Here is a 15791-nt window from a genome sequence, read left to right as displayed (position 1 = left end):
GCGAGCGAAGACTGCCGTCCAGGCCGTGGATTCAGTACCGTGGTTCACCCGGCACAGGTGGCACGGTTGGCAGGAGCCCGATGGAAGAACGTGACGTGCTCGGCGTGGTTTTCGTCCATGGGTTCAAGTCTTCGCCCGCCATGTGGGACGCGTTCGCAGATCTCCTGTCCACCGATACCGATCTCGTGGGCATGACCCAGATGCGCTTTCAGTACGCGACCAAGTTGGTGGAGCCCGGCCCACTGCGACGGATCCCCACGTTTGACACCGTGGCCGACAGCCTCAAAGAGTTCATGAACACCGAGGCCGAGGGTTTCAACCGGTTGGTTCTGGTTTCCCACAGTCAGGGTGGGCTGACCGTCCAGCGCTACCTCGTACGGATGCTTGCGGAGGGCCGCGGTCGGGAGTTGGAGCGGATCCGTCGAGTGGTGCTGTTCGCCTGCCCGAACAACGGCTCCCAGCTGGGGCTGACACTTCGCCGCTGGACACTGCGGGGAAATCCCCAGGAGCGCCAGTTGCGTCCCCTTGACGAGCAGATCACCGACACCCATCGTGCCGTGATGCGCGACATCGTCAACGCCGCCGAGACCACCGACCGGACCTGTCCTATCCCGTTTTCGGTCTACGCGGGAGAGACCGACAACGTGGTCACGCCGGCGTCGGCCCGCAGCGTTTTCCCCGACGCCGGGGTCCTGACAGGTGACCACTTCACCATCGTGCGTCCCGACTCGGTCCGGCATCGTTCCTATACGACGCTGAAGCGACTGCTGAGGGCCGCCGCCGACGCCGACCCGCCGACTCCCATTGGCGCCTCGCAGACCGTGGCCGCGACGGCCCGCTGCGAAGCACTACCCGTCGAGGTGTACACCCCGGACCGTCTCGGTGTTCACCCGGCCATCAGCGGCAGCGAGGGCGATCAACCCGGAGCAGGCACGTATGTGCTTCCGGTTTTCGTGCCCCGCCCGCACGACGACGAGACACGCAGACACCTCACCGAGATCACCGGCGGCACGGGAGGGGGGCTGGTTCTCCTGCGTGGTGGTTCCTGCACGGGGAAAACCCGCTCCGCCTACGAGGCCGCCAAGGCGAGGCTGTCAGGATGGCAGCTCGTCCAGCCACGGACAGCTGAGGACCTGAGGGCACTGCTGTCCCAGGAGCGCCTGGCTCCCCGCACGGTGCTGTGGCTCGACGACATCCACCACCTTCTGGAGGGTGAAGAGGGGGAGGGCATCGCCACCGACCTGCACGACCTTCTCGACGGCGCTGGACCTGCCATCATCCTCGCCACGATCTGGCCCGGCCCCCACCGCACGCTCACCGAAACGCCCTTGCCCGATACACCTGATCCCCATCGACAGGCCCGCAGCCTGCTGCAACGGGCCCGACTCGTGCAGGTGCCGAACGAATTTAGCGGCGAGGCCCTGTCTGCCTTGCGCCGGGAAGCCCTCCGCGACGCGTCCCTGGCTATGGCAGTGGCCACCGCTCATGAGCCTGGAGCGGTCTGTCAGACACTGGCCGCCGGACCCGATCTGCTCGACTACTGGCGTCACGCCACCAACCCCTACGGCCAAGCGCTGATCACCGCGGCGATCGACGCCCGGCGCTTCGGTCATCGCCTGCCACTCGGCGCGGCCCTGCTCCGGGATGCCGTGCCAGGGTATCTTTCGGCAACCCAACGTGCGCAGGCCGACGCAGACCGCTGGTTCGAGCAGGCCCTCGCCTATGCGCTGCGCCCCGTCATGCAGGTCGCCTCGGCCTTGAAGCCGGTTTCCAGTGCCACCGGCATGGGAGCCCTCCCCGATGTCTACGACCTCGCCGACTACCTGGAACAGACGGCCGCTCGCGAGCGGTTCACGGCCCCGGCCTCATTCTGGGACTCGTCACTCACCCATGAAAGGGCCCCGCAAGCCCTGCGTGCGCTGGCAGAGAGTGCTCAAAACCGGGCCTTGTACAAGCATGCGGCCCTGTTTCTGCACCGCTGCGCCCAGCAAACAGACGACCCCGACGACTATGGCGCCCTGGGCCACTTCCTGCTCGAGCGTGGGCTGCGCGACGACGCCACCCGCTGCATGACCGTAGCCGCGGTGGCAGGAAGCATTGACGGGATGGTCGCCATGGGGCTCATCGCGCAGGAAAAGGGAGACGTGGAGGAGGCCCTGCGGTGGCAGCGCAGCGCCTGGGCGGAGGGGAACGTGCGGGCCTTCTTCTCGGTGTATTGGCTGCTGTTCGAGAACGAGCGTTGGGAAGAGGCTGAAGCCTGGATCCGTCTCAAGGCCGGGAAGTGGTCAGACGCGGCGCGGCTGTTGGCCGATCTCCTGGCCAAGCATGGGCGGGACAAGGAGGCCGAGGAGGTCCTTTGGCCCCTGGCTCGTGACGACGAACGCCGTTGCCGGCGTGACCTGATCCACCTCCTCCACAGAGCCGGCAGGACTGATCGGATCCATGCTCTGTTCGCTCCGCTGGCAGCAGCAGGTGATGAGAGCGCGCGCGAGTGGCTCGACGCGGTCCGCACCTGGGATGCACCAGATGAATCAGCTGAATCCGGTGTCACAGCGATGACCACTACCACTGAGCAACGATCGTCGAATGTGTTTGTCGGTCGGAGGGGCATGTCGTTCGTCTTCCCACTCGACAAAGCACACGACCCATTGGAGGTGGCCATGGCAGAGGCGGCCGAAGCCGAGTTGTCCGGGCGGCTCGAGGATGCCGTGGCCACACTCCGGGCCGTGCTGACCAGCCGCCACTGGCCCCTTCTACAGCGCCTTGCCGCGCTCCTGGAACGTCAAAGGCGCACGGACGAAGCACTCGATGTCTGGCGGGACATGGTGGACGCTGGTAACCCGGCGGCCCTCGAGGAGAGCATTGCCGTCCTCGAACGAGCAGGAGATGCCGGTCAGGCCGAAGCCCTCATCCGCCGCGAACTGCTCCGCGGGCCGGGCGAATCGGAGAGCTGGACCACGGATCCGCCCGGCTTGGACCTCCTTGCGGACCGTCTTGCGGCTGCTGGAGGGCAGCCCGAAGCCGACCACCTGCGGACGTACGGAATCCAGCCCGACGGGACGACGGCCAAGCCCTGGCGCCTTCCGGCCTTGCCACAGGCCGCGGTGGGCGACTAATCGGCGGGCCTGCGGTCTCTTGACCCGGCGCCGGAGCCCGAGGTGCTGTGGTCGGGTAGCCGGAGACCATTGCTGATCTCCGGCCCCCTCAAAACCGGACGTGCTCAGCGCATCCGGCTCAGAAGCCGTTGTCTTTCCGATCTTGAGCGATGGCGGTCGAACGCGGGTTCCCGGTTGGGTGATCCTGCCGTGGCGAGAGCATGAAAGCGGGGCCCCTGAACAGCTCGTGGGTGTCGAATCCATAGAGCATCAGGAGGCCCCTGTGCTGCAGTCTTCCGTGTCGATGGCCGGGCAGTCCAACTCGGCTGCTCTGTCGTGTGATTGCGTCGCGCACGTGTACGGCAACGCGGCTGACCGGCCCCAGCGGCAGCGCCGATATCCGTCGGACATGACGGATGCGGAGTGGGCGGCCATCCGGCCGCTGCTGCCGGTGCCGGGCTGGATGCGCGGCCGAGGTGGTCGGCCGGAGGCGTACTGCCACCGCGCGATGCTCGATCAATGCCACGAAGTTAAGCGCTTGGCGGCGGTGTCAAGGGTGGGTGAGGCACGAGAGGGGCCTCTGCTATCCAGGGGACGACCAAGATCTTCCTGAGAAAGCAGAGGCTCAGTGGCCCACTTTGTCACGGGCGGAACCGGTGACGTGTTCGCGCCCGGTCACATCGGTGAGTTAACCCAGGTCATCCCACCCGAGTTGGTCGATGCGGTACTGGACGAGAGCGGGGCGCGCGAGCGACGACTTCGGAGCCTCCCCTCTCGCGTCGGGGTGTACTTCGTGCTCGCGCTTGGGCTGTTCGAGCATCTGGGCGCCGGGCTGCTATGGGGCAAACTCGCAGCCGGACTGGCCGCCCGGGTGCCGCAGCCGTCGGAGAAGGCACTTCGCGATCTGCGACGGCGGGCCGGGGTGGCCCCGCTCAAGCGGCTGTTCGACGTGCTGGCCGGTCCGCTGGCCCAGCCGTCCACGCCTGGAGTGCGCTACCGCCGCTGGCGCACGGTCGCCTTCGACGGCTGCGGGAGCCTGTCCGTCCCCGACCACGAGCGCAACCGGTCCTGGCTCGGCCGCACCGAACGCCGCTACGGCCCGACCGGCTACCCCCGGCTGATGCTCATGACCCTGTGCGAAACAGGCACCCGCGGCCTGATCGCAGCGGTCTTCGGCCCCGCCTCCAAGGGCGAGGCCGACTACGCCCACGACTTGGTCGGCCACCTGACCCCGGACATGCTCCTCCTGGCGGACGGACCGCGCCTTCGACAGCAACGAACTGCTCGCAGACATCGCAGTTCAGGGTGCCCTTCCGCGGCCGCTGGTCCCAGCTGCCCGCCGGGCAACGGGCGGTCAACTCCGCACGCGCCCGCATCCGCGCCCTGGGCGAACAAGCCATGGCCACCCTCAAGGGCTGGCGCCTACTGCGGAAGCTGCGATGCAGCACCACCCGCATCACCGCACTCGTGCAGGCCGTCGCACCTGACGTGCTCAAACTGAGGTTGGAAAAGCCTCAGCACGTCGTGGTATGCGCTATGCGGATGACGGATGGAACCGCCCTCGTCGGCCGGACTCCCTCGGAGTTGGAGCAGCGGATGTTCGATCGAGTCGAGAGCAGAGCACATCGTACGGCGGCCGCACGAGGCTCTGCCGCGCACGCCCGCCGTACGAGTCCAGAGACCCCGACGTCAAACCTTCCGGATCCGGTCGGCGATCTCCTGCCTCGCCGCGAACCCTGCCGCCTTGTACGTCGCGACGCCGCCGACGTTAGAGCTCGGCGTGCACACGCGCACGCTCGACAAACCCATCTCCCGCAGTGCGGCCGCCCCGGCGACGGTGATCGCCCGGCCATAGCCGCGGCCGCGGTTGTCCGCATGGACGCCCATCGGCTCGACCAGTCCCGGCTTCCCCGGGCCGGCCGACCAGACCGTCACCACCGCCGCGGGGTTGCCCTGGTCGTCGTAAGCACCCAGGCATCGGGCGTCGGCGTAGAACGGTCCCGCGGACATCTCGTGCCGGTACTCGCGCGTGGGCCTCGTGGTGTTGAACGCGGACCGCAGGACGTCGGCGAAGTCCTGTGCCTGCTCCAGGCCGATCGCCTTGATCCACGCGCCGGGGTCCTCCACCACTTCGGCGAGGTCGCGGAAGAGCGGCGTCCACGGCTCGTCGACACCCCAGCCCTCCTTGGTCAACAGGTCGTGGAGCAGCAGGCCCTGCGGCGCCTCGATGGACACCGCTCGATGGCGTGACCGGCCGCGGCGGCAACCCGGTCAGCCCGTCCACGCTGCGCCGGTACTTCCTGCCTTTCCGCATGTACCACGTCTGGGCCGACCACCGGACGGGCGCGGAAAGCCCCTCTGCCGAGAGCGTGGCTCAGGACTGCACCCATCGGGGTATCACCGCCCAATACAACAGACCCATTACCGCCGAGGACATAGCCAAGCAGGCCGACGACTTCGAGCGACGCTGGCAAGCCATCACGAACAATGCCAGCGATATGTAGTCCGGCCAGGTAGATGGCCAGGCGCGCCTGAAGGAACTCGAGCGACGCAACCGCGAGCTGGAGATGGAAGTTACCTTCCGAAAGGACTCCCGCCCTGCACCGGCAGCCGGGCATGGAGGCGATGTCCCCGCTGCGGGCATACGAGTTTGACGCGACGGCGGTGCGCTCGATGTGCAAGGACGCCCCCGCGTTCGGGGCCGCCGTGGACCCCCGTGACCAGCGGCCGGTCGCAGACGTGGCTCACCGCATCAGACTCCGCGCGATCGCGTCGATGAGTCTGCCGCTGGCGTCCACCTCAACGTGAATGTAGTCCTCCCCATGGCCCTTGTAGGTGCCGTGCCCGAGGCGGACGTCATGTCCCACGGCCACGTCGTCCAGTTTGGGGATCAACAGTTGACGGGTGAGCTGGGCGGGGTCCCTGATGAGTTGGTCGCGGGTGATCGTCTTCGTCTTGCCGGTCGTCTCGTCGACCCAGCGCAGCTTCAGCGAGGCTTCGGTGCGGGGTGCTCCGGCCGCGACCTGGCTCGCGCCGCCGGTCTCTGAGACCTTCAGTTCCGTCTCACTGGGCCACAGGAACAGCTCCTGGCCCGGCGCGTGACCGTGCTCGGGTGTGAACTCAGAGACGGTGATGCGGTCGCGGAACAGCTTCCATTGGTTCGGGGCGACCTCCCGTTCCACGTGGACGGCCTCCGTCGCCTCCCCGAACTGTCCGCGCAGGAACACCGGTTGACCACCTCCGTTCGTCAGCTCGGCCGTTCCTCTGCTCAGCGCGGCATTGACGGCGCCGACCGTGAGTGCGGAGGCGAGCCGGGCTCGCTCACGCAGTTCGGGGTTGTGCGGGGCGATCAACTCCCAGAGGTAGCCGCGGAACAGGTGGTAAGTGCCGCCCTTACTGTTGAGGAGCTGGTGCAGGGAGAACTCGCCGTAGCCCACGTGCTCGGCGAAGGCGATGACGCGGTCGACGAGCTGGTCCATGGAGGCCATGCCGAGCGCCTTGGGACCGCCGTGTTCGGCCACGATCGGTGCGAGTGCTTCGTGCAGGGCCTTGCGTTCTGGGGCCGACGCGTACCCCATGGCGCGGATACGGCGCAGGACGGAGCCGGGGCTGCCGGGCGTCTCCTTGGGGTCGCTGTGTCTCGGTGCGTCCGACTCCTTGAGCCGGATACGGAGTTCCTTGAGCTCCTGGGCAGTCGTCCTGCCCGCCCTGCCTGCCATGCGCTGAAGGTTGCCCTGCTTCTTGGGCTTCTTGGCGCCCTTACTCCCCGGAAGTCTCTTCGTCTTCGTCGAAGTCTTCGTCCCCCGGCGTTTCTTCGGCGTCATCGAACGGCTCCAATAGAGTACGTACGTCCTGGTAGTGGCCGTACATCAGGACGAGGACCTTTAGTTTGGGCAACTCGCCGGCGTGCTGGAGGACTGCGTCGAGAAGGAACTGCTGAGCGGCGTCCTCGAGGAATTCCGCGCGCAGCAGGGCCACGGCCCCGACGTTCGCCTGGGCGTCGGTGGCCAGGGTCGATCTGCCGCTGGCGAGCGCGGTGGCGAGGGACGTGTCCAGGGCGGTCATCTGGTCGAGTACCGACTTCACGGAGTGCGCGGTGAGCGCGACCGACGTCAGGACTCCGACGGCTGCGACAGTGGGGGCGAGCGGCCCCGCCAGGGCGGCGAGGGAGAGCACGGCCCCCGCCTTTTCCAGCGCCGCCCAGAACACGTCCCACAGCTGGCGGTTGGTCGCGGCCTGCGCCTGGTGACGAATGAGGGCGACGCGGTAGTGGAACGCCACGAAGTAGGTGAAGCTCTGCCGCGGGATCTCGGAGCCGGTGAGCAGCTTGTGCCACACCTGCTCGTGGACGAGGGGCAACCAGCCCGCGTCGTCGTCGAGTCGCTGCGCCGCCGTGTCGATGAGCGTCCACTCGGGGCCGGAGGCGAGGTAGGGCTGCCAGCTCGTGTCGTCGTCGAGCGGGCGCGCAGGCGCCTTGTCGTCGGCCTTGTGTCCGGGAGCGGAGATGCCCAGGCGCGCACGGCGCACCGGCTCGCTGTCCCGCGGCTCGCAGGCGGGGAGTGCGCTCGGCAGCTTCCCGCTGATCGCAGTCGCGGTCAGGCCGTCTGCGGACCGCTTGAGGGTCCACAGGATGCGGCCCAGCTGCGTCTCCATCTGACGGTAGTTGTCCGTGGCGGCGAGCGTGCCGGTGACGAGAAAGGCGAGCGGGCAGGTCTTCTCCAGGTCCGCCTTGGCCTTGGCCACGCGGTCGGCCAAGAGGGCCACGTCGGCACGGGTGGTGGCCTGCTCTGCATAGAGAGCGGTGGTCTCCTGATCCGGGTAGAGATGGACCGGGCCGGGCCGGCTGAAGGCCTGCGAGGTGTTGGTCATGATGGCCTCGCCCAGCCAATCGAGATAGCCCACAGCGGCCTCGTACTCGTCGCGCCACGCGATATAGGCCATCAGCTCCTTGTACACCGTGGCGCCCAACTCGTCCTTGCCGAAGCGGTAATAGACTCCCGGGCCGACCGGGATCGGCATCATGCCGCCCGGCCCGGCCGTCTTGGTTGCGGGGATCTCTGTCTCGATCACGTCAAGTGCCGTGATGGCATTGGTCAGTTGCTCCTTGCTGTATGCGAGGCCGCGTGCGGTGTACGAGGCCGCCAGGTCCTCGAGGGCAATCAGCTCGTGGCGCACCGCCATCCCCAGGAGGTCGCGGGTGAAGGCGAAGAACGACCGGGCAACGGTCCACACCGTGGGCTCGGCGGTGCCGCCGGGCAGGTCGCCCGTGACCGGCAGCGCGCTGTTGGGGAACGCGGCCTCGGCGGCGGTGACGGCCGGCCAGCCGTGCAACAGGTACAGGTCGAACAGCTGAGGGAAGAGCGCGGGGCTCAACACCACCTGCTCGTCGACGGGGGCGGGGACGGTCAGGGTGGGGAACTCGTCGGCCCGCAGGCCGCACTGGGCCGCCGCGGAGCCGCCCCTGCGCAACCCCTCCCGCTCCGCGTGGTAGACGGTGATCCGGCGTACGTACGCCAGTCGCAGCTGCTCGTGGTACGGATCGCCGGCGGGCGGCGCTCCGGGCAGGGCGTCCTGTACGGGGCTCGGCGGGCCGGTGCGCCGTGGTGGGTTGAGGGTGAACACGACGGTCACGGCTTGCCGCCGCCGTTCTTGCCCGATGTTTTCGCCGCTTCGGCGACGGCCTTGGCCCGGGCACGCTCCGCGGCGATGTCGGGCAGCTTGTCGGCGCTGCCGTGCAGATAGACCAGGCTCGTCGGGACGGTGAAGGTCCACGGCTCGCCCTCGGGTGTGCCTCCGTACAGGTCGTCTTGCTGTTTGCGGATCTCCTCGTGCAGCGGGATGAACAGCTTGTCGCCGATGACCGGGGCCCGGCCTCGGCAGCCCCATGGCTGGCGGGAGTCGAGGTAGTGCAGGACCGCGTCGCAGTAGCCGGGGGTGACGGCGACCAGGACGCGGGCCATCCCGGCGCGCAGGAACGAGGCGAAGGCGGGGTCGGCGTCGTCGAAGCGGTTCATCAGCTCAATCCAGCGCGGCTGTGCTGCCCAGTAGTACGGGTAGTAGATGTAGGAGAGCCGCTCCCACTCGAAGGCCTGCTCAAGGAACTGCACGACGGTGCCCTTGGTGCGGGTCTGTTTGATGTCGATGGCCGGGTAGGCGGTCTTGGGCCGGTCGTAGTGTTCGAACTGCGCGGTGGTTGTGGTCTGTTCCTTGGTGGAGCCCTTGGGCCGCACCTTGAACAGGGTGGTGACGGCGGCGATGTCGCGGGTGCCCAGCGCGTCCTGTCCGGACAGGACGTCGTCGGTGGACACGCTGTCGAACTCCTTTGTGATCATGGTGAGGCAGTGCTTCTTGATCTCCTCGTCCGTGACCTGGCGGTTGGCGGCGTCCGAGCCGCCGCGCAGCAGTTCGGCGACGGTGACGGCCTCGAGTTCGCCGAGGCGGTTGCGGTAGGTGGCCAGTTCGGTCTCGTAGGCGAGTTCGAGCTTGCGGTTGGCGGCACTGACGCGCTGGGTCTCGGCGGTGCGGACGCGCTCGAGGACCTGGGTGCGCAAGGTGCTCAGGAGGCGCGGTCCCGGGGTGAGGACCGCGTCGACGGTGAGCCGCCAGGAGGTGACCTCCTGACCGCCGATGGTGAACGTCACCTCGTCGGAGTCGAGTTGGGGGCCGGACACCGCGATGACTCCCATCGGCCAGAACGGATGGAAGAGGCTGCTTGTGTCGTCGTAGTCGAGCAGCATGGTGCCGTTGGCGGTCAGGCTGAACAGGTTACGGTCGGACTCCTTCGTCGGCGCTCCGGCGTCGTAATCCCGGTACTCGACCTTCCCGGCGAGGCGCAGGCCGGTGATGAGGTGGTCCTTGCCACCGTCCAGGCGGGCCGCGTACGTCTTGGTGATCCACAGGTCGTCCGCCGACAGGCCCGTCTCCTCGATGCGCGCCTGCCCGTTCTCGCGGTTGACCAGGGTGGCCGTGCGCGGTTCGGGGAAGTCAAGGCCGGTGAGGTCGTAGAGTTGCCCGAGCCGTAGGAACTCCGCGCGGTCCAGCGGATCCTTCACCGTGGGCATGACGACTTCGGCGTACTCGGGCTCCTTGGGCGGCTGCGGCACGTCGAGTTCGGCCTCGTAGCCGCGCAGCTTCGACTCGACCCAGAAGGCCGCGGGCTCGGGCACGATGAACTCGAACATCAACCGCTTGCCGTAGTTGAAGAGTTGGGCGGTGTACTCCTTGTCGATCCAGCGGTAGATCCCCGAGACGTGCGCGGGTCCTTTGCGGTTGTCGAAGACCTGCTGGTTCTTCTCCTCGCTCTCGAAGGTCCGGGTGGCCGAACGGCTCGTCGCGGTCTGGGACTCCACCCGCCCGACCGCCTTGGCGACGACCTCGCGGGCGAAACTCTGCGAGGTCTTGGTGTGCTCCTCGGAGGCCCGGTTGTAGGCGAAGCCCGCGCCGACGCTCGCCGTGATCCGCATCGGTGTGCTGGAGGTGCCGTAGCTGAGGGTCGCGTTCGCCGAGGCGTTGACGTTCAGCTCGGTGCGCAGGACCTGCTCGGCCTCCCTCTTCAGCTCGAAGCGCTCGGTGGAGGAGGCATCCGTGCTGGTCTCCGTCGACCGGGTGTCGGAGTAGCTGAACACGTCCTCGGAGCGCTCCAGTCTGCGGTGGTCGCGGGTCTTGGACTCGCCCTTGACGATGTTGTGGACGTGGGAGATCTCGCCGGGACGGTAGGCGGTCAGCCACTGGCGTACGACCTTCAGGTCGCCGATGCCGATCGGCCGGATCCGGTTGAAGGGCCGCAGGTAGTAGTAGAGCCGGGTGAACAGCGGGTGCACCACGGGCCGCGCGTCGAGGAGTGTCCGCAGCGTGGCCGCGTTGGCCTGCTTGTCCTCGCCCGCGAGGGCCTCCATGACGTGCAGGGCGCACAGTCCGTCGGTGATCTGCTCCAGGTCGACCTCGGCCCAGCGGCGCAGCACGAACAGCAGGTACAGCGTGTCGAAGAGGTCACGCTTGGCACGGGCGAAGGTGGCGGTGTAGGCGCCGTCCGTCTGGAAGACCACGCTGCGCAGCGGGGTGTTGTCGAAGAGGGCTTCCAGGCCGCGAAGCAGCCGCCGGCTGTCGGGCTCGGCGGCCGCGCGTTCGGCCTCAAGGAGCGCAAGCGCCTTGAGCAGCTGCTGGATCAGGGGCGTGCCCGTCAGCTGGTCGAGGGTGTCGGGCAGCAGGTAGAAGACCCCGTCGTGCTCCAGGTGCGCATGTTGGTCGAGGCTGCCGAACTCGAGGGGTTGTGGGCCCGCGTTGTTCGTTGAGACGTCCGGTTCCCGTGCCTCGGCCTCGCCACACACCGGCACCCGTGGCGTCAGCACCTTGAGCAGCGCGACCAGCAACTCCTCGTACGCATCGTCCTTGGGCGGCGGATCACAGACGACCTTCTGGTGCACGAGCCGCCCGATCGCGGAGGCCGCGGCCTGCGAGGTCAGGTCGACGGCCTCCCGCGCGGGCACCCCGCCGTGCGAGACGACCTGATCGTCGTGGATGTAGCGGCGCCGGGAGTCGGCCGCATCGGGCGTCTCCGGGGCGCGCACCACCATGAAGTCGAAGACGGGCGTCTGCTCGGAGAGATCCGCACCGGCCATCGGTCAGCCCAGGAATCCGGGACGCTCGGACAACTCCGTCGCGGTGCGCTCCGGTACGGCGACACTTCGCAGGGCGGCGCCCCAGGTGTAGCAGCAAGTGATCAGGACGTCGAGGTCGTCGTCACTGGAGTCCTCGCTGAACGTCACGACGGTGGCGAGGGCCTCGGCGCCGCGCACCGCGACCCGCTGGCGGTTGCTGGCGCTCTCGCGGGTCAGCCGGGGCCCACCCTCCTTGCTGAGCCGGGAACAGATCTCCTCGACGAGCTTGTCGGCGTTGGAGTCTTCGGTGAAAGGCCAGTCGGAGACGGGCGGGGTGGAGATGCCGAATACCGCGCACACTCCGGGCGCTCGCAGCAGCGGATAGGCGTACTCGCGGTGCAGGCTCGACAGCGCCTCCTCCACGCTCCAGCGCAGCGAGTCGCCGCGCAGCCCGCGCAGGTAGTCGCGCAGCGGCCGGTGACTGGTGCGCACCCGCTCGCGCAGCATCGCGACGCCGGTGTCGTAGGCCCGCTCGGCAAAGGCCGACGCCGCGGCGGCGAGGTCGTCGCGCAGGCGAACGAAGTCCGCCCCGGCCTGCTGGTTGCCGTCGGCGGCCTGCCCGAACACCGGCAGGAACACGCCGTCGCGCTGGGCCCGGTCCGGCAGTCGCTCGTGGCTGCCGTAGCGGGAGCGCAGCCGGGCGAGCGCGGGCGGCACCGACTTGTCGCCGGTGTCGGTGTACAGCTGGGGCCGGGCGAAGAAGTCCCGGGCGACGTGGTGCGCCAACTCGGCGAGATGGTCAAGCTGGAGGTAGAAGTACAGGCCTGCGATCTCACGTGATCCGGAACTGATTCGTTCGAACCCGGCCTCGTCAGTGATGGTGCTGATCCTGGCCATGCCGACCCGCCAATCTCCTGGGGCGAAACGCGGCCGGCGCACGCAGGTCCCGGGGCGCGGGCCCGCCGAAGTGCCGCGACGGCTGCCTCCGGCATGTGCGCTGGAAGCAGTGTGTGGGTTCAACATGCCCGGGGCTGGGGGCACCGGCCTAGGTGGCGGAACGCACTTTCGGCGGTGGCGGGTTCGTGGGTGTGCGCGCGGTGGCCATGGTCCCAGCCAGGCGCGGATCTGCGCCCGACGGAGGTTCCTTGAATTCAGCTCTCTGGGGCAGTCGCCCCACATCCATCCCAGTGAGATGCGGTACGTATCCCATGTGCGCGCAGCTGCCACTGTGGAGCGAGGCCCGGCGCACCCTCAGGGCATGGCCTACACGTGCGCCGGTTCGTGGCTGTCGCCCTACGGCTCCGGCCTCGCTCATCGGCGGCCCGCCCGGGCTGATCCCGGACGGCATGCCTCCCGCCTACGGCTACAGCCACACCGTGACGGCCTCGGGGCCGCTGATCGCGATCTCCGGCCAGGTTCCCCTGGACACCTCGGGTCGTCCGCACGCGGTGTGCACCGGTCACCAGAGCCACGCGTTGGAGTGCCGTAGCCGGGACAGGGCGCGCGCGTCACGGCGCGCGGCCGCACTGCCGATGCGGTTCTGCCGGGGGCCGGTTCGATCAGGGCCACTTGCAGCTTCACCGGTCAGTGCGACTCGTTCCGGCCCGTCGGGCCCCAATTCGCCAACGGCGTCGGGTGGTCCGGGCGGGCCCACGCCCCTGTCGCCGCGGGCCGTACATACATCACCGTCCACTCCTCAAACGTCCTTGGCCGTCACCCGCGAGTATCTACCGTCGCTGATGACGGATGGGCGCAGGCGGTGCGGCGAGCGCCTCTGCCCGGATGAAAACCATTGGTGCGCGCCGCCACGCGACGGAAGCTCTGCCCCCGCGGGACGCCGGCGGTGATGCCGATGCAGTGCCCGGGCGGCGTCGGAGTGCACGACCTACAGCCAGTCGGCACCCCGCCAGCCGGGGCCGAGCGCACGAATCCACGATCGTGCTGGACGATGGCCATGCCTCCGACCGCCATGCCAGGCTCTACCCGCACCGCGACAGCCAATGGATCGTCGAGACCAACCACAAGCAAGGTGGATCCACCATGTGCTGGTTGGGGAGACCGATAAGAGGATTGCCTCCCGAGTCGGCAGCGGCACAGGATCCCGAATGCGAGCGAACTTGGCAAAAAGGGCCAGCGATCTGGGTTCTGATCGCGTAAAGGCACAGTTCCCGGCGGGTTACCGGGGGTTGGCCAACGGCGTTCCTTGTTCTCCGCATGGAAGCTCGCCGCCCACGGGGAATAGGTTGGTCGGGCGAGGGTGACGCACAGACAGCTCCAACCGGCAGCGATAGCACGCACGTTCGGCGTAGCTGTGCGTGTGCCCCTCCGTGTCGGCGCCAGCCGACACAATGTTCCCGGCGGCCTTTCGGCGCCGCCGCCTACATGGCGGCGGCCCCCTGCTCGCAACAGGAGGCCACCGACTTCAACAGCAAGAAACGCCACCCCGAAGGAGGTCACGATTCCTACCGAGAACGAGCCTACGGGCTCCCACCGTCAAAGCAACTCTGGCCAGCACCTCGACGGTCCCCCGCTCGGCGTGAAGCCACAGAACAGGCGCCTGAGCCCCAGTCGAGCTCGGGCCCGTCGGCTGCTGGACACCGCGAGCGACGAGCTCGTGCGACTGGTGGTGAAGGCATCGACGACTGGTGTGGCCGCGTTGGCGGTCTACTGGTTCGAACGCCGTTGATCCGGGCCGGCTGGGAGCACCCTTGGTTCTGCCAGCCGGCCCCCCTTGCCAAGGAAGGTTGGCGAGATGGATGCGTACGGCGACGACGAGGTCGACAGCGCCTCGCTCCCCCGATTCAAGGTCGTCAAGGGCGAGTACGCCGGGAACGAACTGCTCGTCCGGATTTCCGGTGCGCCTCTCTTCGCGTCCTGGGACTCTTGGGCCGTACGTAGCGCCGAGGGACACGAGCACCGTTGATCATCCTGGACACGAACATCCTGCGGGGCTTCAAGCTCGACAGCGTCAGTTCGGACCTCCTCAAGACCATCCGCACCGCAGGAGTCGAAACCGTTGCTGTGCCATGGGTCGTGCTGGAGGAACTGGCGTCACACCGGGCGGTGCCGTACCGGAGAAGTACGAGGCAGCTACAAAGGCCCTGGAGCGCTTCAGGCAGGCCACACAGTGGCAGGGTCGTCGCCCCGCTCCCGCCACTCGACCTGGAGCGCTTCCAGCAGCATTGGCGGGACCAGTAGCTCACGATCGTCGACGAGACCCCGACGAGCAAGACCGCGCTGCGTGAGGCGGCATACCGGGAGGCGAAAGTCCTCCCACCCTGCAAGGCCATCGTCATCAACGAGCGCGGCGACGAGGTGAAGACGGGAGGCCGGGACGCCGCGATCTGGCTGCCGGCCGTCCAGTACGCGCGGGAGCACCCCGAGAAAAAGGTCTACTTCGTCAGCCAGAACACGAAGGACTTCGGCAAAGGGACGGCGTACCCGCCGCTGATGAAAAAGGACCGGGAGGGCCTCCGGGACCGGTTCATACATCTCACCGCCCTCGACGAGGTCGTGAAGATGTTCACGGAGCCGGCCGGGGTCGACGAGGAGCAGGTGCGCGCGGTCCTCTCGGACTCGGAAAGCCTCAAGACAATCAGCGCCGACGCGGCCCGGCTGATGGCCGTGTCGAAGGGAAAAGTCTGATTCTGGTCGATCGCCGACCACATGCGCACCCAGCTCGTCACCGACGCAATCGAGATGGCCGTGGCCACCCACGGCGGCCAAGTCCACGGGGTCGTCTTCCATACGGACGGGGCCGGGCAATACGCCTCGGCCGCCTTCGCCGAGGTCTGCCGCCGAAACCGCATCCGCCGCCGCATGGGCCGTGTCGGCTCGAGCTATGACTGTCAGTCTCTTCGCACCGGATCCCGCAAGGATCGGGTAGCCCCGGCTGAGGCGGTCTGACTCTTGCTTATGACTGACCCCGTGAGTGTCCTGGCGTTGATCTGTCGACCGCCCGGCCGGGCACGCAGCAAGCGCTGCCGCCGGACGGACGTGACCTGATAGCGCCTCTGTGTGTCAAGCGGCCTGAGCGAGCAGGTCTCGTTGGTCGCGTTTCATGATCCGGTAGACCACGTTGGACAGGCGGCGTTTGAGG

The 15791-nt window shown here is 68.1% G+C and carries 10 protein-coding genes and 4 pseudogenes; 9 read left to right on the top strand and 5 right to left on the bottom strand.

The annotated features are described in order from the left end of the window. The first annotated feature begins 80 nt into the window (after positions 1–80). The 4 genes and pseudogenes from ACIBK0_RS45990 to ACIBK0_RS45975 form a co-directional block, all read left to right on the top strand. The gene (locus tag ACIBK0_RS45990; RefSeq protein WP_399094595.1) at positions 81–3116 is read left to right on the top strand and encodes a hypothetical protein; all 3036 of its coding nucleotides are present in this window, start codon (positions 81–83) and stop codon (positions 3114–3116) included. A 388-nt stretch (positions 3117–3504) separates the two neighbouring features. Then, positions 3505–3582: pseudogene (locus tag ACIBK0_RS45985) on the top strand (transposase); the annotation flags it as partial. 141 nt (positions 3583–3723) lie between these two features. Further along, positions 3724–3984: pseudogene (locus ACIBK0_RS45980) on the top strand (transposase domain-containing protein); the annotation flags it as partial. Positions 3985–4397: 413 nt separating this feature from the next. Continuing rightward, positions 4398–4574, top strand: a pseudogene (locus ACIBK0_RS45975) (IS5/IS1182 family transposase); the annotation flags it as partial. Positions 4575–4784: 210 nt separating this feature from the next. On the opposite strand, the gene ACIBK0_RS45970 reads toward ACIBK0_RS45975, so the two are convergent. After that, positions 4785–5330: a GNAT family N-acetyltransferase gene (locus ACIBK0_RS45970; RefSeq protein WP_399094592.1), complete on the bottom strand. Its 546-nt coding sequence runs from the start codon at positions 5328–5330 to the stop codon at positions 4785–4787. Positions 5331–5341: 11 nt separating this feature from the next. Between ACIBK0_RS45970 and ACIBK0_RS45965 the strand changes: the two genes are divergently transcribed. Further along, positions 5342–5599, top strand: coding sequence for a hypothetical protein (locus tag ACIBK0_RS45965; RefSeq protein WP_399094589.1), 258 nt, complete (start codon positions 5342–5344; stop codon positions 5597–5599). A 240-nt stretch (positions 5600–5839) separates the two neighbouring features. Here the strand turns inward: ACIBK0_RS45965 and ACIBK0_RS45960 are convergent, their stop codons facing one another. The 4 genes from ACIBK0_RS45960 to ACIBK0_RS45945 are packed head-to-tail and all read right to left on the bottom strand — an operon-like array spanning position 5840 to position 12589. After that, on the bottom strand, positions 5840–6814 hold the full coding sequence (locus ACIBK0_RS45960; protein WP_399094586.1) for a hypothetical protein: 975 nt from the start codon (positions 6812–6814) through the stop codon (positions 5840–5842). 40 nt (positions 6815–6854) lie between these two features. After that, entirely contained in the window at positions 6855–8726 is a 1872-nt protein-coding gene (locus ACIBK0_RS45955; RefSeq protein ID WP_399094583.1) for a hypothetical protein, read from the bottom strand. Beyond that, positions 8723–11713, bottom strand: coding sequence for a hypothetical protein (locus ACIBK0_RS45950; RefSeq protein WP_399094580.1), 2991 nt, complete (start codon positions 11711–11713; stop codon positions 8723–8725). The genes ACIBK0_RS45955 and ACIBK0_RS45950 overlap by 4 nt, the downstream gene beginning before the upstream one ends. A 3-nt stretch (positions 11714–11716) precedes the next feature. Next, positions 11717–12589: a hypothetical protein gene (locus tag ACIBK0_RS45945; RefSeq protein WP_399094577.1), complete on the bottom strand. Its 873-nt coding sequence runs from the start codon at positions 12587–12589 to the stop codon at positions 11717–11719. Positions 12590–13438: 849 nt separating this feature from the next. Between ACIBK0_RS45945 and ACIBK0_RS45940 the strand changes: the two genes are divergently transcribed. The 4 genes and pseudogenes from ACIBK0_RS45940 to ACIBK0_RS45925 form a co-directional block, all read left to right on the top strand. Continuing rightward, a complete protein-coding gene (locus tag ACIBK0_RS45940; protein WP_399094574.1) occupies positions 13439–13849 on the top strand; it encodes an FHA domain-containing protein in 411 nt (136 codons plus the stop codon). Positions 13850–14444: 595 nt separating this feature from the next. Beyond that, on the top strand, positions 14445–14615 hold the full coding sequence (locus tag ACIBK0_RS45935) for a hypothetical protein (protein ID WP_399094571.1): 171 nt from the start codon (positions 14445–14447) through the stop codon (positions 14613–14615). A gap of 281 nt (positions 14616–14896) precedes the next feature. Further along, on the top strand, positions 14897–15337 hold the full coding sequence (locus ACIBK0_RS45930) for a PIN domain-containing protein (protein ID WP_399094652.1): 441 nt from the start codon (positions 14897–14899) through the stop codon (positions 15335–15337). Between the two features lie 3 nt (positions 15338–15340). After that, positions 15341–15538 (top strand): annotated as a pseudogene (locus tag ACIBK0_RS45925) (DDE-type integrase/transposase/recombinase); the annotation flags it as partial. Between the last annotated feature and the right edge of the window lie 253 nt (positions 15539–15791).

It is taken from the genome of Streptomyces sp. NPDC050564 (genome assembly GCF_044457265.1).
In the GTDB taxonomy this organism is placed as follows: domain Bacteria; phylum Actinomycetota; class Actinomycetes; order Streptomycetales; family Streptomycetaceae; genus Streptomyces.
This window is presented reverse-complemented; position numbering and strand designations above follow the sequence as displayed.